Genomic DNA, 24,655 nt, shown 5'->3' on the forward strand with positions numbered 1-24,655 from the left:
AGAACTGCCTTATGCCAACCGAGAATCTGATCGTCAGCCGAATAAAGAAAAGCCTGCCTCACTCTATTGATCTCATCGTGCAGCATGCCGTCAATGACCAGATTGAGGTCGATTTCTTATATTTCTCCACAGCCATCGACCATTCGCTGTTTTATCAGCTCGTCTCGATGCCCTTATTTGATAGCCAGAGCTATGAGCAGTTCCAAGAGAAGCTGTCCATTTTCGGTGCCAAAAAATCCACAACTATTACAGATGCGGTTAACCAGATGCTGCAGGGGAGCATCGTTGTCGTTTATTATGATGACATCATTTGTCTGAATATCAAAAAGGTGTGGAATGAGGATCCCGAGCAGACGACGACTGAGAACGTTGTGCTGGGCTCGAACAAAGCTTTCGCAGAGGATATCACCTCCAAGCTGTCAATCGTTCGGACGCGGTATAAAAGACAGGAGCTAACCGCTCAGCAATTTGAGATCGGCACGCAGTCGCATACGAAAGTCATGCTTGTCTTCGATCACGAGCTGGCGAAGCCGGATGTGATCACCCTGATCCAGGAGAAGCTGCGTACGATCAATGTCGATGTCCTGCAATCCTCCGGACAGCTGGAGAAGCTGTTGAATAAGCGCCGTTACTCGCTGTTCCCGACGATGATGATTACTGAGCGTCCTGACCGGGCGACTTTGTGCCTGGCCCAAGGCAAAGTGGTTATTTTAGTGGAGGGCACGCAGTTTGTGCTGATTATGCCAGCGGTCTTCTTTGATTTCATGTCAGCTATGGACGACTTGTATCAAAGCTTTTGGGTATCCAGGCTGCTCGTAAGTCTTCGTTATGTTTCTCTGTTTATCACGCTCGTGCTTCCATCCCTCTATATTGCCATCGTTTCTTATAATCCGGAACTCTTTCGCGTCCAGCTGACCTTGTCCATCGCAGGCAGCCGTGCAGCCGTGCCCTATCCTTCTTATATAGAAGTTCTTTTCATGCTGTTCATGATTGAAGCTCTCACGGAAGCCAGCTTAAGGCTGCCGAAATTCATAGGCTCTACAGCTACGACGGTCGGTGGGCTGATCCTAGGCCAAGCCGCACAGCAAGCTGGGCTGGTCAGCAGCATCATGATCATCATTACATCTGCGGTAGCGATTTCCAATTTTGTGATTCCGATCAATGCCATGAGCTTTGCCATGCGCTTCGTCAAATACGTTTTAATTTTATTTGCTTCGCTGTTTGGCATCATCGGTACGACCGTAGGTTTATTTCTCGTCATCGGATACCTGGTCAGCTTACGGAGCTTCGGCGAGCCTTACTTAAAAATATCTATTGGAGAGAAGGTTGTCAGCTTCCCTAGCCCCTCTTCTGCACCAGACGGTGAAGCGACATGAACCGGTATTATTTTTATCCGGTCTTCATGTGCATGCTGACCAATACCTTGATCTTCATACCCAGCATCCTGATCAAACAACGGTTCCATGGGGCGGTTCCCGCCATACTGATCAGTATCTTGCTCGGATATGGCCTTGCCCATTTATTTACGAAGGGCCTGACCCGCTTCCCTGGGCAAGGATTGCCGGAAATTTTGGCCGCCAATTTGCCTGCTCCGATCCGAATCATCATCGTGTTCTTTCTAGCTTTCATGTGGCTGGCTGCAGGCAGTATAGTTCTTATTTCTTATTGCCATATCATTCAAAGATTTGTCAATCCCGACTTCAATCTGTTTCTGTTAATCGCTTTTATAGGCATGGTATGCGCCTGGACGGCCACGAATCCGAGTAAAACAGTGCTATATATTACGGAAATCGTACTGCTCCTCAATCTGCCTATTATCATATTCATTGTATTCAAAGCAATCCTTAGCGAAAACATGAATTGGGATGCCGTCAAGGTGATGCGTCACTACCTCTTCACCTTCCCTTCTTGGAAATCGTTGACAGCTTCTACTTATGTATTCACAGGGTACGTGAATTGGGCGATTTTTAATCGTGAATTTCAAAGCATCAACTTGAAAAAGCAGCATCTATGGGTGATTCCTATCATAGGTTCTCTCGTATTAACGACAACCTTCCTCATCCCCATCGGTTATTATGGAACCTACGGTGTAGAAGACTTTGTGTATATCTGGGTCAGCACAGCCGATTCGATGAAAATGGAATTCGGGTTCATGGAACGGGTGATGTTTATTTTTCTGCTGCTTTACTTAAGTGTAGCATTACTATTTATTTCCATAACCTGGCATGTAGGCAGTGAACTTACCAAAAATTTGCTCCCACCTACAACGAAGCCCTTCTTGCAGCAGTACCCGACCACATCCGGCATGGCGATCACTGGCATGACAGTCGTGCTAGCCGAGCTTTTTGCGCTGATGCTGGATGAAAAACATTTTATGATGGCAGCTTCGAACTGGTTGCAGCTTCGTCTGCCTTCGGAGATCTTCATCGTGCTGCTGGTCTATGGACTTGGAATGAGGAGACAACAACAACCATGAACCGCTGCTTCTTCATGATCTTCCTGCTTGCTGCACTATGCTTCAACAGCGGATGCGGCATGAAAGATCTGGATAAACGCTTCTTTGTACTCGCTATCGGCGTCGATCAATCCGGGGTGCCGGACAAGCCCTATCATGTGTCCTTAAAGCTAGGGATCCCCTCTCCGCGTATCGAACCAGGAAATTCGAACAAGTATCAGCTTGTGACGCAGGATGCGAATTCCGTCACTGAAGCGATTCGACTGCTCAAATCGAAGGTCGATAAGGAATTGGATTTGGGACACGCCAAAATATTCGTATTCGGGAAATCACTCGCGAGCGAAGATATCCAGAAGCCACTCGATTGGTTTATCCGCAGAAGGGATATCCAAAAGATCGGCTTCGTCGCCGTCGGTGACCCCACAGCAGAGGCTGTGTTGGATACCCGGGTAAGCTCGGAAAGATTGCCGGCGAACTCGCTCTTTTTAAGCTTTGACCGGGAGGGAACGGAATCCGCTTATATCATGACGGAAAATTTATCAGACTTTTATCGTCGAATGACGGAACGCGGCCTGGATCCTTATTTACCCGTTATTCGCCCGCGTGGGCAAATCTTTGAAATTGATCAAGTCGCGATCCTGGATAAACATCGCATTCGAGCGATTTTGAATCCGGATCAGACGCGCATTCTGAACCAACTTACACGGAATGCTCGGAAGCTGGATATTCACACGAATCATCAGAATGAAAACTTCGATATTTCTATTCAACATTTTAAACGTAAAATCCACATCTCGAATCCTAACCAAAATGGCATGCCGGATGTCAGGATTGAAATGAAAGCTGACGGTATGGTGGAAGAGTCCTCTCGTCCGTTATACGATGATGACTGGAATGAATTGGCACAATCCGTCCAGGCACAAAGTAAGGTCCGCTGTATGAATGTGTTAGCTCTGCTTCAGGAAAAAGGTGTGGATCCCATCGGCTTCGGACTTCACTACCGGGCTTTAGGCTATGTATCCGATAAGGACTGGCAGCATTGGATCGACATCTATCCCAACTTAAACCTTCAGGTCAATATTAAAGTGAAAATACTAGGCACAGGTGTCGTTCGTTAACCAAAGGAAATTCACGGTTCAGGTATGATTTTGCCAAACGAAGTTATCATAAAAGAGATGGGTGCCATGCGCATCACGCTTGCACCTGAAGCTTTTGTTTTAAAGGAGAGAGGTTGTGCGGCGTACAAGAGCATTGCTTTCCCAGTTCAGTACCAATCAGCTCCACTTGCGTAATCCGTGGGTTGTTACTTTTTTTGCCTTCTCCTATCCGGGATTCGGCAACTTAATTCTGCATCGTTACGCGAAAGCGTTGATTTTGATTTTGTGGGAATTGTTCATCAACCATCAGGCCAAAATTAACTTGGCGATCATGTATACGATGCAAGGTCACTTTCAAAGCGCCAAAGAGGTCATCGATGAAAGATGGTTTATTCTTTACGTCGGTATCTATATGTTCGCGATTTGGGACGCTTACCGCTCCACCGTCGATATTAATAAGCAATATATGCTGGCAGATCGTGAAGACGCTCCCATGATTACGCTCAAGATGGGCGTGTGGGATATGAATTATCTCGATAAAAAGCTCCCCTGGGTCGCCCTCGCCTGGTCTGCGCTTGTGCCGGGTTTGGGCTACTTATACATCCACAAGGTGATTTCCGGCTTATTTATGTTCGGCTATACCACAGCGATCGTCTATTTCTCGCACTTGCCGCAAGCGATTCATTGGATGATGATCGGTCATTTTGAACAGTCGAAAAGTGTCATTAATATGCAGTGGCTGCTTTATTTGCCTTCGATCTACACCTTTATTTTTTACGACTCCTACATCTCCACCGTGGAGCAAAACAAGCTCTTTGAGAAAGAGCAGTCCAAATACTTGAGAATGTATTATCAAGCTTCTGCCAACGTGGAAGCAATATTCCAGTCAGCGCAGGTGAAATCGATGAAGTTTATCGTAGCCACATTTGAACAAACCGTCTTTCTGGAGATGGCCATCACTGCTGTCGAGCGGCTTGGCATTACGAAAGATAAAATTACAGCCCTTCCCCTTGATAAAAGATCGGAGCCTCGCAAAATTTTTGATTCGATCCATACCGCCGACGGTTTTAGCATGATGGATCTTGCCGCCGTTCTGGGTACAATCTTTATGCTTTTGGGGGCCATTTATGGCTTCGAGTTAAAATGGGGGCCTATCCTATGGGGAATTATTGGGGCTGTGTCAGGGATATTGCTCGGATTTTCTATCAAGCTGATGATTTTGAAAAAAAACAGAACCGGCGTCAAAGGGATTACATCCGAAGTGGTGGTCATGATTCAATGCGAAGAGGCTCTATTGGAAAAAGTCGAGGAAGTTCTTTGGGATCACACGGCGCTAGGCGTATCCAGAATGGCTTAACCACATAACATAAGCCTGCGCAACGCGCAGGCCTTCTTTTTTACTGCAGCAAATGCTGCAAAAGCTTACTAGCAGGCTGGAACACAAAAGTGATCAGATCCAGCGGGTTCGGAAGTGTCCGATGAACAATTTTAATCGCTCCCAGAATCGTTCCGAGCAGCAATAAACAGCAGAACACGATCAAATCTTTGTACATTTTATTCTTCCTCAGCCTTGGAATCTCCAAAAGGGCTATTCCTGCAGCGGATATAAGCAGTGCACCCAGCGACCACATGTAATCATTCCTTTATTTTTTGTAGCAAAGAATCGTTGACCGTCCCCATGCGGCGGATCTTGACTTCAACATTCACCTGCACAGGCAGTTCTGCAAACTGGTCCATCCATTCGCCCTTGTGTTTTTCCCAATATTTGGGTGACGATCGATTCACCGCTTGCCCAAAGCCGAAAATATCGGCGTTATAGGTTTTGGCTTTTTCAATCGCGCCTTTTATAATTCCTTCCACCCTTTTTTGCGCGATTTGTTCCAAATCGGCGATTTGCTGCGGATCCATCAGATCAATTTTACACTGGACTTCGCCCACATCCTCCTCAATAAACGAATCCACCTGCACCTGCGGTTTCCCGTTTTTCACCGTTCCATGCACCTTCGTCTTCGCTCTCATGATCTCAAGCGCCATGATCCCCCCTTCCGGACAAGTTACATGGCCTATTGTGCTCTTCACATTGTTGGAAATATAATTGTACCCCTTGCTTTCCAGCTCATCCATCCAGCCAGCAAGCTTATCGTTCTTGAATACGGCAAGCCCTGAATATTGCAAGGTCGCATAAGGGACAGTGCGGTTGAGATTGCCTTTGTCACCGCCTTTAGAAGGGTCGCCTTTGATTTGAATGCCAGTCAACACAGGATCTTTGCCTTCCGTTTGCAGATCGGATATCAAGGTGTCGAGCTTGACTTTCACCGTAGGCGCCCACACCTTCTCTGACATTTCCAACGTGGTAAACAACTTATTGGAAGGGATCTTTTCAATCGGCGTCAAGGTTCTCAGAATACTTTCCGCTGACGTCCCCCGTGCTACGGTGATGTAGAAATCAGAGCGCATTTCATGATTCCGCGAAATCCCATCGAGAATGGGGGTAATGCCTTCCTTCGCGATCTCTTCGCTGATCACCAGTATCCGCAGATGAGAGGCGTACACTCGCCGTGGACTCACCGTTGCGAGTTTCCTTAAAGCCTCAAAAATGGTCGGCGATGTCGCCTGGTAAGTGGTCACAGACAAATTGCCGGTCGCGCCCTTTTTGGATGCCACTTCGCTGGGATTGACGACCTGGATCGTCACCTGCACCTCATCCCCTTTTTTATCAAAGCTCATCCCGACGACGATCGCCAGATCATTCAGTTCAACACGGCTCCAGCAGCCGGTCAGGACACAGGCGAGCAGGCAAATAGGAAGCAGCCGTATGAATTGGCTTCTTCGCATGTCCGATACCTCCTTTACTTCCGGCGTCCGGTTGGCGGCGTATTAGGAGCGGTATTGCGCTCACGAACACTGTTTTTTTGACTAATTAGCCGCGGTCTGGCAAATAGCGCCCATAAGGGCAGTCGAAAGATCGTATCCTTCTGGTCTTCTAGAATGAAAGGCGCCATTGGTGCCATGTACGGAACGCCAAACGATCTAAGGCTGCACAGATGCAGCACAATGGCGATCAGTCCGACCGTGACCCCATACAGTCCAAAGGAAGCTGCGACCAGCATTAACAGAAATCTGAGTATCCGGATTGAAATAGCCATATTAAAGGACGGTATGACGAAATTGGAAATCGCGGTAATCGCCACGATAATGACCATTGCCGGCGAGACAAGCCCCGCTTCGACCGCCGCTTGGCCGATGACCAAGGCGCCAACAATGGAAACCGCTTGTCCGACCGTTTTCGGCAGCCGCACGCCCGCTTCGCGGAGAATCTCGAAGGTGACCTCCATCACGACCGCTTCAATAAAAGCCGGGAACGGAATCCCTTCTCGCTGCGCAGCCAGACTGATGAGCAGCGACGACGGCAGCAGCTCCTGATGGAACGTCGTAATGGCAATATATAATGACGGCGCCATCATGGAGATGAAGAAGCAGGCGTAGCGCAGCACACGCAGCAGCGAAGCAAAATCGGCCCGCTGGTAATAATCTTCCGCAGATTGATAAAATTGCGTAAATAAAGCCGGCGCCATGAGGACGAACGGCGTCCCGTCGACCAGAATGGCGACGCGCCCCTCCATTAACCCTGCCGCGATGACATCCGGGCGCTCCGTGTTATATAGCGTGGGAAACGGCGTGTACGTTTCGTCTTGGATCAATTCTTCCACGTTGCCGCTCTCAAAAATCGCATCAATATCGATGCCCTGCAGCCGTCTTCGCGCTTCCTCAATCAGCCCGTCATTGGCAATCCCATTGACGTACATGATCGCCATAGCGGTTTTGCTGACTCGCCCGATCGTCATCGACTCCATCCAAAGGTTGGGATCCTTGATTTTACGCCGGATGAGGGCGATGTTGGTGCTGATCACCTCCGTGAAGCCTTCTCTCGGCCCTCTGACGACCGATTGCGTCGTAGGCTCTTCAACGGCGCGATGCTCCCCGCCCGGTGTATTCGCCGCAAAGCCCTGCGCATAGCCGTCTAGCAAGACGACCGTCAAGCCCGATAATAAGCTTTGATATAAGGTGGCAAAGTCGGTTATTTCCGATACCTGCCCTAAAGTGCTCAGGGACGACTCCAAAGCGGTCATGGGCTGCTCATCCAAGTCCAAATTGATGTTTTGGGCGAGCAGTGACTGCAGCGCATTCGGGCTTACCAACCCGTTGATGTAAATAAATCCCAGTTGCAACGGATACGTTTCATCCGGAATCATACTTTGGATCACCACATCATGACTATGGCCAAAGTCCATTTTGATCCGTTCCAGATTCAGATCCAGCGATAGTTCCAGCTGATCATTCGGAAGCGTCAGCCCATGCTGCTGCAGATCAATATCCGCTGATATTCGATTTTTTCCCCATAGCTGTTGAATAAATCCCATTGTACCTCCCGCTATCCAGCAAACTTAGTTCTTAAGCTTGGACTTGCGCATGACGCTAACCGCGAGGATCAGCAGCGGATAAACCAAACCGGCCGTTAATGCGTAAGGAATATACGCTTTGGTATCGAAGCTCGACATATAAGCGACATTGGGATATACCACCAGCGAATAAATGACCAACAGCATGCCGGACGGCATGGCCAGTGAGCGGTAATCCCTGATATTCAATATTTGCGCTAAGCCCCTGACAAAGGCATAGAAGTAGAACGTCGTTTTGAAATACACGGTGAGAAACCACATGCCCGCAATCAGAATTTCAACCCGCTCCAGAAAATTGCCGATATTAATCTGTTTGGCCAATGAATAGCTAGGGAACATATGTCTTTCTGTCATATAAGGCCCCAGCACCGATACGCACAGAAAGGTGATAATAATAAAGCAGGCACCGCCGATGGCGGTAGCGATCAGGTAAGCCTTTTTCGCTAGATCCCTACGGTTGAGATGAGCTGGAAAGACCATGAAGAGCACAATAAAAGGAAGCGATGATGTTCCGACCACCGACATAGCCCCTTTGATCACCGGCTTGCTGCCAGCTGCCAGAACGGGCTGTATTTTGTCAAGGTGTGCTTGCGGCAGCAAACAGACGACTAAGATGACGAATAACAGAATGATCCAAGGAAAAAAAATCTCCGCTGTCCGAGCCAACGTCTCAATGCCAAGACGGACCCCCATGACAACCACGGTGGCAAAAATAATATTGACGGCCTGGATCGGCGTTTCCGGCATCACCTGTGTATTGACGAAGTTGCCCGTATAAAACAGAACAGTTGCCGCTCCGATAAATGCAAAGAAAATAAAAAGGAGGGAAATCACCTTTCCCAGCCATTTGCCAAACAAAGCTTCATTATATTCAACAAGCGTCAAATTCGGAAAATAGTTGCTAATGAAATTGTATAAGCAAACGAGCAGTACATTGAGACCGACGCCGACGATCGCAGCGATCCAGGCGTCTTGTTTGGCATCGGCGGCAAGCCCCGAAGGGATGACCAGAATGGTCGTCCCGATTGTAAAAATCATGACGAGAACGGCGAACTGGTTCACGGATATCTTAACGTCTTTCAAGCGTCATCCCTCCGCTCCACGATTCCATCTAGGGATATTATTCCCAATTTCGCCTAAATCATGAGCACAAAACAAATAACCCCGCCGCAACGGCAGGGTCTCTATTATTTTTCATTTTTAATAGCCGATATATACTTATTGCATACGCCAACATTAAACAAAATCGAGTTGACATAATGGAAACCGGATAAAAAAACTTTTTCCTTCACCGAATAGCTTCTCGTGTGCAACTTTTCGCATTGAATGCAGTAATAACTATTCATTATCGACATAAATCGACCTCCCACATCTAATTATATCCGCTTTCTAGGGGAATTTTGGGAGTATTAAGCGAATTTTATCGATTCTTTATCATAATTTGATGTTCACCTTGTCGAACTGGCAATAAAAACCTATAAGCTTTTGGAAGCGAAAATGATATAATCTACACGCACTATTAAGCTTATAAGCTACATATATATGCTATCAAATCTAACACGCCAAAGGGATTAAGAGAGATGCCAACCAGCTCAAAAGCTCAACGATCAGATTCCGCTTTGAAAATTACGCTTGTCTACGTGTTCATCGGCAGTATCTGGGTCATCCTGTCCGATTCACTCATCGACTACCTGCAGATGTCGGCCGGGCTGACCATCAATTCATCTAAAGGGCTATTCTATATTGCCATCACAGCCCTCATTCTTTACTTTTGGGTCAAACGGTTGAAAAAGGCGTTAACTGAAAGCGAAGAACGCTACCGGGTCATCGTGGAACACTCACCGGAGCCGATCGCCGTGCACTGTGAGGGTAAGATTGTGTTCATCAACCCGGCTGGAGCGATCATATTTGGCGCCAAGAGCCCGGATCAACTCATTGGCCTGCCTCTCTCTAGATTTATCCATCCCGATTATAAAGAGATTGTGCAAGAGCGAATCCGGCAAGCGCTAGTGGATAATGAAGCGACCGTACCGATCGAAGAGAAAGTATTCCGCTTGGACGGCACGACATTTGATGTCGAGATCAGAAGTGTGCCCATCACCTATCTGGGAAAACCGGCCGTGCAGCTATTGTGCCGGGATATCACTGAGCGCAAGCGGACACAGCGCAAGCTGGAAGAAAAAGAGCAGGGCTACAAGTCGCTTGTCGCACATAATCCGGATGCTATTTTTACGCTCGACTTCAACGGACGCATGATCGATATGAATTCAGCGACCGAGAAAATCATGGGCTACCGGCAGGACGAACTGCTGCATCAATCGTTCTTTCAGCATATGATACCTGTGGATCAGGAAGCGGCGTTTCAACTGTATGAACGATCCGTTAACGGCGAATCGAACAGCATCGAAACCGCGATTACCCACAAAGATGGCAAAAGCGTGGATTTGAACTTAAAATGGGTGCCCATCATCGTCAATGATAAAGTGGATGGCGTGTATGGCATCGCCAAAGATATTACAGAGCGTAAACGGACGGAAGAGCTGTTAATCAAATCCGAAAAGCTTTCTGTCGTCGGGCAGCTCGCAGCCGGTGTGGCGCATGAAATTCGCAATCCCCTGACTTCTTTGCGCGGTTTTGTGCAATTATTACAAATGAAGACGACGCAATTTGAAGATTATTTCCAAATTATGCTAAGTGAGTTGGACCGCATTAATGACATCGTGAGTGAATTTATGGTCATTGCCAAGCCGCAGGCCGTGAAGTTCGAAATGAAGGATATTCACAAAATCGTTCATGACGTCATCTCGCTGCTGGAAACGCAAGCGATACTTAGCAATATCCAAATTCATACTGAATTTGCGCAGGACCTTCCTTTTGTGAAATGTCAAGAAAACCAATTGAAACAGGTCTTTATTAATGTGCTTAAAAATGCCATGGAATCGATGCCGGGCGGCGGGCACATCTTGATCCAGATGATGGCGGTCGACGGCAACCTTGCCATTCGTTTTATCGACGAAGGCTGCGGCATCTCGGAAGAACGCATCGCAATGCTGGGTGAGCCCTTCTACACGACCAAAGAGAAAGGCACGGGGCTTGGCTTAATGGTCTGTCATAAAATTATGGAGGCGCATCGCGGTAGCCTGCGGATTCATAGCCAACTGGAACAAGGAACCACGGTTGAACTCACACTGCCTCTGCAGTCCGCGCTCGACAAACTGTAGATCATCATACCACAAACCGGTATCATCCTTCCGCTAGCGCGGAAAGTGTTGATGCCGGTTTTGTTTTACTATTTCAGAACCCCCGTTGTAGTGATATGCACCTGAACATTAGGATGGATGCGGACGCCAAAACCGAACTACAGCATTTTTTGACGCACACTCCTTATCGAATCCCCTTAGAGTCTTGGGCGAAACAATACCCATCTGTCAAAAGATGAAAATCATGATTGACGATCGTTTAACTGCCGCTTACCATGGAGGATGCAGAACAATAAATGGGAGAAAAACAATTCACTCAAGACGATTTTCAAATAAATTGGACAAGTATGCAACCCCACACCCGGCTTAATAACTTATATTGAAAGGAGCAACACAATTGAATAAGACAGCAATTGTAAGCGAGAAATTAAAGATTGCACAATGGGCGCAATCCTTATGCACGCTTAGCGATGAGCGATGGTTTCAAGCTTTTTATGAAGGCTCTTGGGGTACGGCGGATGTGATCGCTCATTTCATAGTCTGGGACCGGTTTATGATGGAGCAGCGGATCGCCTATCTATTGAGAGATGAACTCCTTCCACAACACCCCATCGATGTGCAAACAATGAATCAACAAGCCTCACAATATGCGCGCTCCGGAATTTCGAAGGGAGATTTGATTGAAACGTTCCTATCGATTCGCCAGGCGTTAGTCTCTCAAATTGAAGCGGTCCCGGATGAGAAATTCCCTCTCCCCCTCCCTGGTAAACCATCACTAACACTCGCAGCCTATTTGGAGAGTATGATTCAGCATGATCTCAAACATCAGGAGCAGATTGATCAGTTCTTGCAGATGAGCAAGGACTAGCTTACAAACATCCCAGCCCAGTCCAACCAAACCAAGGCTAAAGACTTTGCAACACGCAAAAAAAAGGAAGCCCTAAGGCTTCCTTTTTGATCTTTAATGCATGGAGTTCATTGCTGCATGTTTCACAACGACACGGCGGATGAAGAACGCCATCGCCAGGCCGATCAGGGTGACGATCATCGCAAACAGGAACACATTTTGCGAGCCCAACGTCATCGCCTGAGCGACTTCGTTCACCGCATTCGGCGCCGCGGATTTGTGCAAGTAGTTCTCCATGCCGCTGGTCAGAATGCTGATCGCAAGCGCCGTACCGATGGCTCCGGCGACCTGCTGCAGCGTATTCATAACCGCCGTACCGTGCGGATAAAGCTCCGGCGGCAGCTGGTTCAATCCATTCGTCTGCGACGGCATCCAAACCATCGAGATACCGATCATCAGGCCGATGTGCAAGGTAACGATGAAGGCAATCGAGGATGCTTGTGTAATGCCGGAGAAAAACCATAATGTTGCCGCTACGATCGCGAGGCCGGGAATCACAAGCCACTTCGGACCATACTTGTCAAACAACCGTCCCATGCGCGGAGACAGAATACCGTTCAGCGCGCTGCCCGGCAGGAGCATAAGTCCAGCGGAGAACGCGGACAGCTTCATGCCGTTCTGCAAATACATAGGCAGGATAATCATGCTGGATAAGATGATCATCATACACGAGAGAACCATGAGCAATCCTACGATGAACATCGGATACTTGAAGACGCGAAGATTCATCATCGGTTCTTTCATAAAAATTTGGCGCAGTGCAAACAGCACAAGGGTAACCAGGCCGATCGCGATAGAGGTGATCACGACCGCACTGGTCCAGCCTCCCGCGCTTTCTCCTGCCTTACTGAAGCCGAATACGACACCGCCGAAGCCAATTGTTGACAGCACAACAGACAGCACATCGATCCGCGGCTTCGTAACTTCCGTCACATTTTCCAAATTCTTAAGTCCAACAAGTAATCCTATAACAAGAAACGGCAGGGAAAGCCAGAAAATGTAGTGCCACGTGAAATATTCGATCAATAGCCCAGCGACAGTCGGTCCCGTTGCCGGTGCAAACATGATAACCAGACCTACAAAGCCCATCGCCGCTCCACGTTTCTCAGGTGGATAGACAACGAGGATCGTATTGAACATGAGCGGAATCAATAGCCCCATGCCCACCGCCTGCAGAACTCGTGCTGCCATCAGCATTTCAAAATTGAGCGCGAGAGCTGCAATCAGTGTACCAGCAATCGAGCTCGCTAGCGAGAATATAAACAGCTGTCTCGTGGTGAACCATTGAAGCAGAAGCCCTGTCATTGGCATCAAAACGCCTAGCGTGAGCAAGAACCCTGTCGTTAGCCACTGCGCTGTAGCAGCCGAAATGTGAAACACGTCCATTAAATTGCTGATCGCAATGTTGAGCGCCGTTTCGCTGAACATCCCGATAAAGCCGCAGATCAGCAGCGACGCCATAATAGCCCGCGTATTGTATTGCTTCATTATGAATTTCACTTCCCTCTCCCATGTAATCTCTCTCTTTATACGGACCTGATTCGATCCGCTATCTGTTACCATAAAGTTTACAGCTTACAAAGTCAATACAAATATTTGTAAACCAAAGCATTGGGCCTCCCGGCTTCATTAGAACACCAGTTTCTGATCCAGCTCCTTCCACTGACGCAAGTGATGACGGAAATGCATGTCGACCAGATCATACCATTCCTTTGCATTCAGCCATCCAAAACCGCCATGTTTCACTTTGTAATCAGCATGAATCTCGTCTACAAGAGGTGCCCATTCGTTCAGCCTCATCTCGACCTCGAATAGCCTGTTCAATAATGTTTGCTTGCTATCGGTATTGTTAGGCGGGCCATTGAGCTCGTCGGGCAGCTTAATCTTGATCGGCGGGAATCCTCCTTCTCGAAATAATTGCTCGCCGAATACTGTTTTCCCAAGCTCCTGCACGGAATGCGACCTGGCACAGTGCTCTACATTATCCAAATACTCATGGGCGACGAGAATCATATGATCATACATTTGACCAATCGACCAGACTCCTTCAGCCGAAATAAATCTTAACTGTTCCAGAGAATAGTTCTGCAAGAAGCTTCTGTACGATCCAATCACATGCCTGTCGCTCATTATCATCTCTCCCAAAGAAATATAATCAACAACCGATTCTCCACTCAGACGCCGCCGCGAACACCGCCATACTTTACAGCTCGATGACCTTTGTCGCTATGTTGTGGCCAAACTCACGATCATGCTCCACAAAAAGCATCGTTGGCGCGTACTCCAGCAGCAGCTCTTCGATTTGCATCCGGGAAATAATGTCGATGAAGTTGAGCGGTTCGTCCCAAATATACAGATGCGCTTTCTCGCAGAGGCTTTTGGCAATCAGCACCTTTTTCTTTTGCCCGCCGCTAAAAGATGCAATATCCTTCTCGAATTGAATTCTGGAAAAGTCCAGCTTTCTTAAGATCGCTTTAAACAGACTCTCGTCAATCCCGTGATTGCGGGCATAGTCCGTTAGATTGCCCTGCAAATGCGAGGTATCTTGCGAAACGTAGGAGATCTTTAGCTGACTTCCTCTGCGGAGTGTGCCTGTGTAGTGGAGGTCTTGGCCACAGATCAGCTTGAGGATGCTTGATTTCCCAGAGCCATTCTTGCCTGTTAGCGCCACTCGTTCACCTTGCTCAACCGTGAAACTAATGTCTGTAGCAGCTTTCTTCCCGCTGTAATCAACCGTTACATGTTCCAGCTCGACAAGCTGGTTCTTATGATAAGCTAGAGGCGATATTTTCAACTCCTCCGAGCTCTCCACATTGCGAAGCAGCTGCGACTTATCCTCGATCGCCGCTTGCTGCCTCTGCTCAATCGATTTCGAGCGCTTCATCATCTTGGCGGCCTTATGGCCGATGTAGCCTTTGTCTACCTTGGAGCCGGAGTTTCTGGTGCCATTCTTCGTTTTCTCGACTTCGTGCGACCAGTTGCTCGTTCGTTTCGCGGCTTCCGACAGCCGCTTGATATCTTTCCGCAGCTTTTCGTTCTCGGCCAGCTCATAGTGATCCTGCCTCTGCTTATTTTCCCACCAATCGGAGAAGTTGCCCTTCTGCACCTCAATGTTCGTTTTATTAATCGAAAGGATGTGATCTACACAGTTATCCAGAAAAGCCCGGTCATGAGAAACCAGAATAAATCCCCGCTTGGTGCTCAAATATTCGCTGACAAGCTGCCTTGCTTCCATATCCAGATGATTGGTAGGCTCATCAATTAACAGGAAGCTGTGTTCCTTCAAAAATAAGGCGGCCAGCATCACTTTCGTCTGCTCCCCGTTAGACAAGGAGGAAAAGGGCCGATACAGCACATCATCCGCCACTTTCAGCAAAGAAAGTTCACGCATGATCTCCCATAATTGATAATCAGAATAAATATCGCTGATCACGTCGAGCGTATTCTTCTCCTTGTCCGCGACATGGAAAGGAAAATATTCAAAGCTTACATGAGCGGAGATGCTCCCGCTGTATTCATACTTGCCAAGCAATAAATGAAGAAAAGTCGTCTTGCCTCTGCCGTTTCTTCCCGTAAAACCCAACTTCCAATCCGTATCCAATTGAAAGCTGACATTTTCAAAAATATTATCGTAACTTCCATCATAAGCAAAGGTCAAGTTGGTCACATTGATTAATGACATCGCTGAATCCCCTCCTGCTGCAAAAAATAAGGCTATGTCAACCTCATTAAATATACTCGAAAACAGAACGAACTAAACGGTAAAAAATAATTAAGGATAAACTATCCTGTCTGAGTAGTCGCAGGTGGGTCGGACTGAAGAGGCACATACATGAGGTTATGGAAGGTTTATCCTCATTATAGAACAAATGTTCCCATCTTTCAAGTGCTATCAACTTCAACGTCAGCCCTAACAAAAAAGAGCAGCGAGAGAATGACCTCTTTACTGCTCTTCCATAATCGTTTATTGTTTTAGCTTCGCAATAATCGTCTAATGACCATCGCTGACATCAAGCCGAATTGGATAGATATATGTTTTCAAATGATTAACCGGCAATTACCGGTGGAGCTGCTGGATAGCTGTCGTATAGGCAAGAATACTAGCTCCAATCGAGCTGCAAACCACAGTAGCGATCACATTCGCTTGCATTAAGTTGTAAATCCCTAATACTGCCATTAAAATCACCAGCATATGGTGAAACTTCAGTTTGGCCACATTTCGTTTCTCACTGATTCTGCGGAGAAGTTCAAGATAATAATCTGACACATTATAATTACCGCTATGGATAAAAGTTCGCATCGCGTCTCTTTCGACGGGAATGTTCGAATCTTTGGCTACCCGGTACAAGATGGACTCCGTCTGCTCGCGGCTGCCTGGCAACTCTTTCATCATCGTTGTCGAGACGATGGACACGGATTGGCGGAGCTCGGCTTCAAACAGCTTGGCTACATACAGCAGGAATGCTTCTTCCGTTGTTCGCTTCAAATCGATCCTACCTTCTCTATTGAAAATACAAGCTTGCCATCCATCATAACATATTTAGATAAATGGGCTTGCACATCGATACAGATTAATGGAAGAGAACATGCAACCCTGTTCCCCCGAGCGCTCCAATCATGACAATAACCCAAGGCGGCAGCTTCCAATAGTAAAGCATGGCGAAAAGAATCGCCGCTAAAGCAAAATCAGCGCTGGACAGCACTGCTGACGTCCATATGGGATTATAAAAAGCTGCCAGCAAAATCCCGACAACAGCCGCGTTCACACCCATTAACGCCCCCTGGACGCTCGGACTGCGGCGAAGTGCGTTCCAAAAAGGAAGCGCTCCGAGGACGAGCAAGAATGCGGGCAGGAAAATCGCGGCGGTTGCCACCAACGCTCCCCGGATGCCCCCGTTCATCGCGCCCAAATAGGAAGCAAATGTAAATAAAGGGCCCGGTACTGCTTGCGCAGCGCCATACCCTGCCAAGAACGCCTCTTTGCTAATCCATCCTGTCGCTACCGTTTCCCGTTCCAATAAAGGCAGGACAACGTGGCCGCCTCCGAAAACCAGCGCACCTGAACGATAAAAGCTGTCAAAAACATCGAGCAAGTGGTGAGCTGTAACGCCCCGTAAAATGGGCAGACCAATTAACAACACAAAGAACATCAACATGAAGACTGCTCCTGTTTTTTTGTTGATTGGCATTTGCAAGTCTACAGGTACTGACGCTTTTCTTTCCGCTGTGCGATACAGCCATAGCCCCGCGACAGCGGATGCGGCAATCAGCACAATTTGCAGCAGCGCCGTCGGCCACATGAGCGATAGCGCAGCAGTAGCGATAGCAATCGTAATCCGGCTGCGGTCGGGCGTCAGCTTCTGCCCCATGCTAATAATCGCTTGCGCGACGATGGCGACAGCCACAATCTTCAATCCATGGACCCAGTCGGCCTGTCCCATATCAAAGCCCTGCAGCAGGTAAGCAAAAGCTACCAGCGCAATGACCGATGGCAATGTGAAGCCAAGCCATGCCACAAGACCGCCAAGCACGCCTGCTCGCAGCGTGCCAATGCCGATCCCTACTTGGCTGCTGGCCGGACCTGGAAGAAACTGGCACAAAGCTACCAAATCAGCGTAGCTCCGCTCATCCAACCATTGTCGGCGGCGGACGTATTCATCTTGGAAGTAAGCTAAATGAGCGATTGGCCCCCCGAAGGAAGTCAATCCAAGCTTGAGCGACACGCCAAAAACCTCGAAGATGGTATGTATTCCCTTTTTATCAACTCGTTCACTCACTTCTGTATCCCTCCTAATTTCAGTATAAGAGAAAAAACCTGTCTGCGGGAGACGTTTACAACAAAAATAAAGCCGAGGGCTGGATTAGCCTTCGGCTTGCATCGAGATGCTGTACTCCTCGATTTTTCGGTATAAAGTCGTTCTGCCTATTCCCAACAGATGGGCGGCCTTGCTCATATTCCAGCCTGTTGTGACGAGCGCCTTTTTAATGGCTGCAACTTCCGCATCGCGAAGCGAATGTGCGGAATCATCGCTAGCTCCAGTCTCCAGCAATGCGGGGGCGTCGACATCCAATTGCAAATGCTCGGGGCCAATCATCCCCCCGTCGGCCAGAAATGCAGCCTGCACAAGGACGCTGTTCAATTCGCGTATATTTCCCGGCCATGCATACTGCTTGAGCTTGTGAACCGCCGCATCCGATAGATGAGCGCTTAAACCGTGATGTTTGCACAATAAATAGGCGGCTAGCTGAGCGATATCACTGCGTTCACGAAGCGAAGGCAGCGTGAGTTGAATGCCTTTTAACCGGTAATACAGATCGGAGCGGAATCGGCCCTCGCGGATTTCGGTTTGTAAATTCCGATGCGTAGCGGCAATGATGCGGATGTCGATAGGTTTGCTTTTATGACTCCCTACAGGCGTGATGGTGTGCTCTTGCAAAACGCGCAGCAAGGCTGCCTGTGCACGCAAAGACATATCACCGATTTCATCCAAGAAAATCGTTCCTTTATTCGCCGCCTCGAACTTACCGGCATTCCCCTCTCGATTCGCTCCGGTAAAAGCGCCGCGCTCATAACCGAACAATTCGCTTTCGACCAGGCTGTCCGGGATGGCGCTGCAGTTAACGGCAATGAACGGCTGATGCGAGCGCAGGCTTGCGTTATGCATGGACTGGGCAAACAATTCTTTCCCTGTACCGCTTTCGCCAAGGAGAAGAATGGGAAAATCGGTGAGCGCGGCCTTCTGCGCCAGCTCTTTCTTCTGCAGCAGGTTCGGGCAGGAGCCGGCGATATCGGCAAACGTATACCCGCGATGAACGCCTGCCCCTTGGCCAGGAAACGCTGCAGAACGCCAAACCATACGGCGGTGATCGTGGATCGATTCCAAGGAAAAGCCTTCGGCGCCGGCAAACGGCTTGCCGATTGCATCTTTGCCGATGACCCGCAGCGCGGCATGGTTCGCGCGGACAATGATGTTCTCCTGGTCCAAGGACAGGAGCGGCATAGGGTTAATCTTCATCGAGCATTCCAATTCCTTCAACAGGATCAAATGCTCTTTTCTCGCTTCTTCGACGAGCAGCTGATTCGTCAGCGCCTCCGAAGCCATCGTGGCGAGCGCTAGGCTATAGTCGCTATAGCTTTCCATTTTACCGCTAAAATTGATCACGCCCAGCAGCTGCCCCGCCGAACCGAACACTGGCGATGAGGCGCAAGTAAGAAAATGGTTCTTTTGACTGTAATGCTCCGAGGCGTGCACGCGGACAGGCACTTGCTCCGTGATGGCCAGTCCGATGGCATTGGTCCCCTTTCGCTTTTCAGACCAATTAGCTCCAACCTGCAGCTGAACGGCGGCAGCCCGCTTGGAGAAGTCGGGATCACCGACGGAATAAATAATCGTACCGCCAGGATCAATCAGCATAGCAACTTGTCCGGATTGTTTAATGAAGTGATCCATTTTAGCGAAAATGGGCGTGACGTGCTGAATCAGCATTCCATTCTTTTTGACAATTTCGTCGATAAGTTTACCAGTCAGCAATTGATCGTCAACAGCATCTGTTTGTTTTAAACCAAAGTGATGTGAGCGCTTCCAAGAGTTCTCAACTAATTTGTTTTGGTTCCTTTCTTCCGGAATGGACATGACGAGCCCTCCCCTGCAAATCCCAAAAAATAACTGATTACTAATAATATATCATACCTAGTTTGATTATGTATTTTGTTGCGATAGATTGTTTCAAAATGTTACACCTCTTCGTTCATCCTTCCTGATCCACTGTTTCAGTTCGGCACACCTCGGCAAGTGCACTTACCGACATATCGCAAGGAAAAGCTGTGTTGGTTCGATTTTCTTAGATTGGCATGATTCTTGCTTAATAAAAAGGTGTGGAAAAAAAATCAATGTTATGGGAGGCTGTAACCTATGATCTACGCACAACCAGGGCAAACCGGCTCCAAAGTCACATTCAAAAAACGCTATGACAACTATATTGGAGGAAACTGGGTTCCGCCAGTCAAAGGGGAATATTTTGAGAACGTTACGCCGGTAACAGGCAAGGTCTTCTGCGAAGTCGCCCGTTCAACGGCGGAAGATATCGAACTCGCACTGGATGCGGCCCATGCTGCCAAGGACGAGTGGGGCCGTACTTCAGTAACACGGCGCGCGAACATTTTGCTGCAAATTGCTGATCGCATGGAAGCGAATTTGGAGTTGCTTGCTGTGGCGGAGACGTGGGACAACGGCAAGCCGGTGCGGGAAACGTTGGCGGCAGACCTCCCGCTCGCGATCGATCATTTTCGCTATTTTGCCGGCTGTGTTCGCGCACAGGAAGGCACGCTCGGTGAAGTGGACAACGACACCGTCGCTTATCATTTCCACGAGCCGCTCGGAGTCGTCGGGCAAATCATCCCTTGGAATTTCCCGCTGCTCATGGCGACATGGAAGATCGCGCCCGCTCTTGCCGCCGGCAACTGCGTCGTCCTGAAGCCGGCAGAGCAAACGCCAGCTTCCATCCTGGTGCTTGCCGAGCTGATCAGTGACTTGCTGCCGCCTGGCGTGCTCAACATCGTCAACGGCTTTGGGCTGGAAGCCGGCAAACCGCTTGCCTCAAGCAACCGGATCGCCAAGATTGCGTTTACCGGTGAAACGACGACCGGCCGTTTGATCATGCAGTACGCTTCGCAAAATATTATCCCGGTGACGCTGGAACTCGGTGGAAAGTCGCCGAATATCTTCTTTGAAGACGTGTTCGCCAAAGATGACGCTTTCCTGAATAAAGCGATCGAAGGCTTTGTGATGTTCGCCTTGAACCAAGGCGAGGTGTGCACGTGCCCTTCCCGCGCGTTGATTCAGGAATCGATCTACGAACCATTCATGGAACGGGCGTTACAGCGCGTAGCTGCGATTAAGCAAGGCAATCCGCTCGACACTGACACGATGATCGGAGCGCAAGCTTCGTCCGAACAAGTGGAGAAAATTTTGTCCTATCTGAGCATCGGCAAGCAAGAAGGAGCGCAATGTCTCATCGGCGGCTCCCGCGCAGAGCTGCAAGGGGATCTGGAAGGCGGCTATTACATTGAACCTACTGTGTTCAAAGGCCATAATAAAATGCGGATTTTCCAGGAAGAGATTTTCGGGCCGGTCGTGTCTGTCACCACTTTTAACAATCAAGAGGAAGCGCTCTCCATCGCCAATGATACGCTGTATGGACTTGGCGCAGGCGTATGGACCCGCGATATGAATACGGCTTACCGCTTCGGCAGAGGCATCCAAGCCGGACGCGTCTGGACCAACTGTTACCATGCTTATCCAGCACATGCAGCCTTCGGCGGTTACAAAGTGTCAGGGATCGGCCGTGAAACCCACAAGATGATGCTTTCTCATTATCAGCAAACGAAAAACCTGCTCGTCAGCTACAGCCCGGACGCTTTGGGCTTCTTCTAAGTCGGGCGGCCAAACCATGGACGTACGCAAAGTTCTGGCTACAGATGCCGCACTGGAGCTGATCGGACGGCTGCAAACGAAGTACGGGCCGGTGATGTTCCATCAGTCGGGTGGGTGCTGTGACGGCAGCTCGCCAATGTGCTATGGCGAAGGTGAATTTCTGCTTGGCGACCGCGATGTGTTGTTAGGGGAAATCGGCGGGGCCCGATTTTATATAAGCCAGGCTCAATATGAGTACTGGAAATATACGCAGTTAATCATTGATGTCGTTCCTGGCCGAGGGGGCATGTTCTCGCTGGAAGGGCCGGAAGGGCTGCGGTTTCTGACACGTTCGCGCGTGTTCACGGAGGAGGAATCGAAGGCTCTCGGTCTGTAAGGGCTAGAGGCGCCTAGGCAGGCATTAAAATGGAAAAAAAGCGGAAGCGCTGCTTCCGCTTTTTTCTATGTGCAGCTTCGCCGTTACAGCAAGCCCGCTGCAATAAGCCCATTACGGACGCCGTCTTCGTCCACATGCGTCGTCACATAATCGGCATAGGGCAGCAGATCCTTGTGGGAATTCCCCATCGCAATGCCCATGCCGACAAATGACAGCATCTCCATATCGTTCAGCCCGTCTCCGAATGCGACCGCTTCTTCCGGCTTGATGCCGACAAGTTCCAGCAGTGCGGCAATGCCCTGCGCCTTGGATCCGCCTGCAGGCAAAACGTCCATCGCATGCGGATGCCAGCGAATCAGCTTGAAATCCGCCTGCAGTTCTTCATATAAATGCTCATCCTGCGGTTCACAGTGCAGAAAGATTTGATAAATATCGTTCGTTTTCCAGAAATTCGGGTCATAACCCGGCAGATCCACTTTCAACGACGAAACGGAACTGTTGACGAAGGGATGATCCTCAGCGTCAGTAAAAAACTCGTGCTCCCCTTCAAAGACGAGGGAATGCTTATGCTCTGCCGCCAGCTTCACCAGCGATTCGATGCTGCTCTTGGCAATGATCCTTCTATAGAGCGGCTCTCCTCGATAGACGGCATATCCCCCGTTCAGACACACATAGGAATCGATGCCCAATTGTTCAGCCAGCGGCTTAATGAAGTAAGGCGCCCGTCCGGTTGCAATAACCGGCTCAATGCCCAGCTGCTTAAGTTGATGAACAGCTGTTACTGTAGATGCAGGAACTTGCTTCTCCTCATTCACGAGTGTTCCGTCAATATCAAAAAATACAATTTTATACACAGTCGGTTCTCCTTTATCCTTGTCTTCTCTTTAATATAAGCGTTTGCTGTAGCTTTCCTCCAGCCGCCCGGCAATTTGCTCTGCGCTCATACCGGCAAGTCTGGCATGCTCCGCCAGAATGCGTGCAGCAGACGGCAGCTCTTCCTTGCGGTGCCAAGAGTCCGCTTGCCAGAGCCGTGACCTGTGAAAAGCTTTGGCGCAATGCAAATATGCTTCCTCCACTTCAACCACGATGCCGATCACCGGAGCGCGGCCATCTACGGCCATTTGCTGTAACCATCGTTCATCCTTGGTTATCGACGCGCGCCCGTTTATTCTTAATGTTTCGCCTAATCCCGGGATGATGAAGATGAGGCCGATATGCGGATTGGCGATGATATTGCGTAGTGAATCAAATCTTTTATTGCCTGGCCGTTCGGGAATGAGCAACCGATTGGCATCCATTACCTGCACAAAGCCTGGGTAGTCCCCGCGGGGCGAAACATCGCATTTGCCTGTCGCATCAGACGTCGACAGCAAGACGAACGGAGATTTGGCCATGAAATCCCGGCAATGAGGGTCCAACTGGTGAACGACCTTGTGCGTGACCAGCTCACTCGGCGAGCCTAGAAGCTCGCGCAGCTCAGCTTCTGTATGAATCATTTGGGTAGGATCGAGCTCGTCCAAACGTCTCACCCTTTCTTTATCCTTCAATCACTCTTTCGATTATTATCGGTCATAATGGTACAAAATGCCACTGCTAAAAAGAAAAAGCATGGAATCAACCATCCTGCTTCTCTCCGATGATTCAGAAGATGCGGATTTGCTCCATGCTTACATATTACGATCTTGCTATGTTCGGATACCGGGCATGCAAGCCAGCCAAAAACGTATCGATAATCTTCTCCAGGCTGACATCAAGATCCACAGGCAGGCCGAAGCCTCCTTTTTGCTCCAGCGAAGCGAAGCCGTGCAGGATGCTGCGAAAGGCTCTAGCCATATGAATCGCGTCTTCATCCACGAGTTGATACGCTTTCAACACTTGCGTGACGAGGTCCACGATTTCTTGGCCGACCTTGGACACTTCCTCATCTTGCGGCCCGTTGGCGAGGAGTGTCACTTCGTAGAGGCCGGGGTGCTTGCGCGCGAAATTCACGTAAGCTTTGGCCATCTCCCTGATCGCTTGATCGCCGGCGCGGCCGATGGCTGAGCGGGTCAGCGCATATTGCAGCTGCTCTAACCCATAAACCGAGAGCAGCTTGCGAATGCCGCTTAATCCATTGAAATGGTTGTATAGGGACGGTGAGCGGATATCCAGCTTTTGCGCAAGTGAAGTTAATGTTAAAGCTTCCACGCCGCTGGCATCCACAATCTCCGTAGCTGCCTGCAAAATTGCCTGTAAGTTAATACTGTTTCTTGGAGCCATGTGCGTTACCCTTTCGTTGTAGAGATTGCTCCCATTATAACTAATGATTATAGTTAAATCAAATTCAAATTCCCTTAAATTTAAAAATACTATCACCATATCGATATTGTCATTAGTTTCATGTAAAAGTCAAAACCCTTTTTCGAAGCAGTCGACCACTTTACCGATACTCGACATTTTTGAATCATATTGTTGAAAGCCCAAAGCTTCCCAGAAACGCCTGGCAGCCTGATTCTCAGGAATAACGCCAATCCGCAGCGATCGTTTACTGGATCAGATAGCTGATTTGCGGGTCTGCCGGATCGAACTGCTCCGCGATTTCTTCTCGGCTGCGCAGGGCATTTCCGTTCTCCATCAAGTTGTAAGCCTGGTTGGAGTTTATCATTTGCGCAATGTGTTCCATGTCCGTATTTTGAACCACAGCAAAAGTGATATCGTTTGTCATGTGCATGCAACGATCCTTACAT

23 protein-coding genes are annotated in these 24,655 nt (G+C 48.9%); 8 read left to right on the forward strand and 15 right to left on the reverse strand.

Annotated features, from left to right (window positions below):
• Positions 1-11: 11 nt before the first annotated feature.
• The 4 genes from O9139_RS00090 (at position 12) to O9139_RS00105 (ending at position 4,909) form a co-directional block, all read left to right on the forward strand.
• Complete coding sequence (locus O9139_RS00090; protein ID WP_270877403.1) at positions 12-1,376, forward strand: spore germination protein; 1,365 nt, start codon at positions 12-14, stop codon at positions 1,374-1,376.
• The gene (locus O9139_RS00095) at positions 1,373-2,476 is read left to right on the forward strand and encodes a GerAB/ArcD/ProY family transporter (RefSeq protein ID WP_270877404.1); all 1,104 of its coding nucleotides are present in this window, start codon (positions 1,373-1,375) and stop codon (positions 2,474-2,476) included. Before O9139_RS00090 ends, O9139_RS00095 begins: the two co-directional genes overlap by 4 nt.
• On the forward strand, positions 2,473-3,573 hold the full coding sequence (locus O9139_RS00100) for a Ger(x)C family spore germination protein (RefSeq protein ID WP_270877405.1): 1,101 nt from the start codon (positions 2,473-2,475) through the stop codon (positions 3,571-3,573). Before O9139_RS00095 ends, O9139_RS00100 begins: the two co-directional genes overlap by 4 nt.
• A 115-nt stretch (positions 3,574-3,688) precedes the next feature.
• Positions 3,689-4,909: a hypothetical protein gene (locus O9139_RS00105; protein WP_270877406.1), complete on the forward strand. Its 1,221-nt coding sequence runs from the start codon at positions 3,689-3,691 to the stop codon at positions 4,907-4,909.
• A 40-nt stretch (positions 4,910-4,949) separates the two neighbouring features.
• Here the strand turns inward: O9139_RS00105 and O9139_RS00110 are convergent, their stop codons facing one another.
• From O9139_RS00110 to O9139_RS33240, 5 genes are all read right to left on the reverse strand, one after another.
• Positions 4,950-5,105: a hypothetical protein gene (locus tag O9139_RS00110; protein ID WP_270877407.1), complete on the reverse strand. Its 156-nt coding sequence runs from the start codon at positions 5,103-5,105 to the stop codon at positions 4,950-4,952.
• 82 nt (positions 5,106-5,187) lie between these two features.
• Entirely contained in the window at positions 5,188-6,387 is a 1,200-nt protein-coding gene (locus tag O9139_RS00115) for a Ger(x)C family spore germination protein (RefSeq protein WP_270877408.1), read from the reverse strand.
• A gap of 14 nt (positions 6,388-6,401) precedes the next feature.
• Positions 6,402-7,973 (reverse strand): spore germination protein, encoded by a 1,572-nt coding sequence (locus O9139_RS00120; RefSeq protein WP_270877409.1) that lies wholly within the window; start codon positions 7,971-7,973, stop codon positions 6,402-6,404.
• A gap of 24 nt (positions 7,974-7,997) precedes the next feature.
• Entirely contained in the window at positions 7,998-9,095 is a 1,098-nt protein-coding gene (locus O9139_RS00125; protein WP_270877410.1) for a GerAB/ArcD/ProY family transporter, read from the reverse strand.
• 104 nt (positions 9,096-9,199) lie between these two features.
• Positions 9,200-9,367, reverse strand: a complete 168-nt coding sequence (locus O9139_RS33240) for a DUF3973 domain-containing protein (protein ID WP_408638355.1) — start codon at positions 9,365-9,367, stop codon at positions 9,200-9,202.
• 225 nt (positions 9,368-9,592) lie between these two features.
• Between O9139_RS33240 and O9139_RS00130 the strand changes: the two genes are divergently transcribed.
• Positions 9,593-11,233: a PAS domain-containing sensor histidine kinase gene (locus O9139_RS00130; protein ID WP_270877411.1), complete on the forward strand. Its 1,641-nt coding sequence runs from the start codon at positions 9,593-9,595 to the stop codon at positions 11,231-11,233.
• A 376-nt stretch (positions 11,234-11,609) separates the two neighbouring features.
• Entirely contained in the window at positions 11,610-12,080 is a 471-nt protein-coding gene (locus tag O9139_RS00135; protein ID WP_270877412.1) for a DinB family protein, read from the forward strand.
• Between the two features lie 93 nt (positions 12,081-12,173).
• Here O9139_RS00135 and O9139_RS00140 read toward each other — a convergent pair whose 3' ends face one another.
• The 6 genes from O9139_RS00140 to O9139_RS00165 all read right to left on the reverse strand — a co-directional run bounded on the left by O9139_RS00140 (position 12,174) and on the right by O9139_RS00165 (position 19,753).
• Entirely contained in the window at positions 12,174-13,607 is a 1,434-nt protein-coding gene (locus tag O9139_RS00140; RefSeq protein WP_270877450.1) for a DHA2 family efflux MFS transporter permease subunit, read from the reverse strand.
• 141 nt (positions 13,608-13,748) lie between these two features.
• Entirely contained in the window at positions 13,749-14,249 is a 501-nt protein-coding gene (locus tag O9139_RS00145; RefSeq protein WP_270877413.1) for a DinB family protein, read from the reverse strand.
• Between the two features lie 73 nt (positions 14,250-14,322).
• The gene (locus O9139_RS00150; RefSeq protein WP_270877414.1) at positions 14,323-15,801 is read right to left on the reverse strand and encodes an Lsa family ABC-F type ribosomal protection protein; all 1,479 of its coding nucleotides are present in this window, start codon (positions 15,799-15,801) and stop codon (positions 14,323-14,325) included.
• Positions 15,802-16,176: 375 nt separating this feature from the next.
• Positions 16,177-16,605 carry a hypothetical protein gene (locus tag O9139_RS00155; protein WP_270877415.1) on the reverse strand — a complete coding sequence of 143 codons (429 nt, stop codon included), beginning with the start codon at positions 16,603-16,605 and terminating at the stop codon, positions 16,177-16,179.
• Positions 16,606-16,690: 85 nt separating this feature from the next.
• Positions 16,691-17,896 (reverse strand): chromate transporter, encoded by a 1,206-nt coding sequence (locus tag O9139_RS00160; protein ID WP_270877416.1) that lies wholly within the window; start codon positions 17,894-17,896, stop codon positions 16,691-16,693.
• 84 nt (positions 17,897-17,980) lie between these two features.
• The gene (locus O9139_RS00165; protein WP_270877417.1) at positions 17,981-19,753 is read right to left on the reverse strand and encodes a sigma-54-dependent Fis family transcriptional regulator; all 1,773 of its coding nucleotides are present in this window, start codon (positions 19,751-19,753) and stop codon (positions 17,981-17,983) included.
• Between the two features lie 279 nt (positions 19,754-20,032).
• Here O9139_RS00165 and adh point away from each other — a divergent pair, with 279 nt between their 5' ends.
• Positions 20,033-21,553, forward strand: a complete 1,521-nt coding sequence (gene adh / locus O9139_RS00170) for an aldehyde dehydrogenase (protein WP_270877418.1) — start codon at positions 20,033-20,035, stop codon at positions 21,551-21,553.
• 16 nt (positions 21,554-21,569) lie between these two features.
• The gene (locus O9139_RS00175; RefSeq protein ID WP_270877419.1) at positions 21,570-21,929 is read left to right on the forward strand and encodes a DUF779 domain-containing protein; all 360 of its coding nucleotides are present in this window, start codon (positions 21,570-21,572) and stop codon (positions 21,927-21,929) included.
• Positions 21,930-22,012: 83 nt separating this feature from the next.
• Here the strand turns inward: O9139_RS00175 and O9139_RS00180 are convergent, their stop codons facing one another.
• The 4 genes from O9139_RS00180 to O9139_RS00195 all read right to left on the reverse strand — a co-directional run bounded on the left by O9139_RS00180 (position 22,013) and on the right by O9139_RS00195 (position 24,633).
• Entirely contained in the window at positions 22,013-22,783 is a 771-nt protein-coding gene (locus tag O9139_RS00180) for a Cof-type HAD-IIB family hydrolase (RefSeq protein WP_270877420.1), read from the reverse strand.
• A gap of 30 nt (positions 22,784-22,813) precedes the next feature.
• Positions 22,814-23,425 (reverse strand): pyridoxamine 5'-phosphate oxidase family protein, encoded by a 612-nt coding sequence (locus tag O9139_RS00185; protein WP_270877451.1) that lies wholly within the window; start codon positions 23,423-23,425, stop codon positions 22,814-22,816.
• 178 nt (positions 23,426-23,603) lie between these two features.
• Positions 23,604-24,188, reverse strand: coding sequence for a TetR/AcrR family transcriptional regulator (locus O9139_RS00190; RefSeq protein WP_270877421.1), 585 nt, complete (start codon positions 24,186-24,188; stop codon positions 23,604-23,606).
• Positions 24,189-24,453: 265 nt separating this feature from the next.
• Positions 24,454-24,633 (reverse strand): hypothetical protein, encoded by a 180-nt coding sequence (locus tag O9139_RS00195; protein ID WP_270877422.1) that lies wholly within the window; start codon positions 24,631-24,633, stop codon positions 24,454-24,456.
• Positions 24,634-24,655: the final 22 nt, after the last annotated feature.

Origin of the sequence: Paenibacillus aestuarii, from assembly GCF_027789125.1 — a bacterium.
GTDB classification, from domain to species: Bacteria; Bacillota; Bacilli; order Paenibacillales; family NBRC-103111; genus Paenibacillus_E; species Paenibacillus_E aestuarii.